The organism is Pseudomonas sp. P5_A12, assembly GCF_056400685.1.
In genome coordinates, this window is the sequence record NZ_JBFUKU010000581.1 from 1 (window position 1) to 1258 (window position 1258).

At 56.5% G+C, this 1258-nt stretch carries 1 protein-coding gene; it reads right to left on the reverse strand.

Annotated elements, in window-relative coordinates:
• The coding region (locus AC1DSG_RS31245) for an efflux RND transporter permease subunit (RefSeq protein WP_477794306.1) at window positions 1-1258 on the reverse strand (1258 nt) is incomplete at both ends.

The window sequence follows — 1258 nt, forward strand, 5'->3', positions numbered from 1 at the left end:
GCCGTAGGGCATCTGAATTTCTACAAGCACCTCAGGGCGGTCGGAGATCGGGAAGAACTGCTTCTTGACCAACCCCATGCCGAGTATGGCCACCACGAAAAGACTCACTACAGCACCAGCGACAAGCCACTTGTGCACGATGACTCGCAGCAGCAAACGGCGAAAGCGGTTGTAGCGCGGCGTATCGTAAAGTGCTTTGTGAGCGCCTGCGATCAGTTTGATTTCGGGTAGCAACTTGACGCCGAAGTAGGGTGTAAACACCACAGCAACCAGCCACGAGGCTATTAAAGCGACACCAACGATCCAAAACATATTGCCGGTGTATTCGCCTGCCGTAGAGCGGGCGAAACCATTGGGCATAAAACCGACAGCAGTGACCAGCGTGCCGGATAACATCGGGGCGGCAGTATGGCTCCAAGCGTAAGCAGAAGCGGCGATGCGGCTGTAGCCCTCCTCCATTTTCACGACCATCATTTCGATGGCGATGATGGCATCATCCACCAGCAGGCCCAGCGCCAAAATGAGCGAGCCCAAGGTGATACGGTCAAAATTTTTACCCGTCGCCGCCATCACCACGAAGACCATCGCCAAAGTCAGCGGCACGGCCGCTGCGACCACCACGCCGACGCGCCAGCCCATGCTAAGAAAGCTCACTAGCATCACTACCAACAACGCGACGAAGAACTTGGTCATGAATTCATCAACCGCTGAGCTGATGTTGATTGCTTGATCTGTCACTTTGGTCAGGCTCATCCCCAGCGGCATCTCTGCGTTGATCCCCTCTACCTCCGTGTCCAGTGCCTTGCCCAGATCCAGACCGTTCCAACCATCGCGCATGACAATGCCCAGCAACAGCGCGGGCTCGCCACCATTGCGGATCATGAAGGTTGCCGGGTCTTCATAGCCGCGCTTGACGGTGGCGATGTCCGACAACTTCAGCGTAAGGCCTTGCGCGATGATAGGGGTGTCACGGATTTTCGACATTTCATCAAACGCACCATCCAGACGAATGAACACTTGCGGCCCCTGGGTTTCCACGGAGCCGGCCGGTGTCAGAACATTCTGGCCGTTCAGCGCGGCGAACACTTCCTGCGGGCCGATGCCCAGCGTTGCCAAACGCTCATGCGAAAACTCCACATAAATGCGCTCGGCTTGCTCACCGATAATGTTTACCTTCTTTACCCCCGCTACATGCAGCAAACGCTGACGCAGTTTCTCGGCGTCACGTACCAGCAAACGCTGTTGCTCCCCTCTGGCC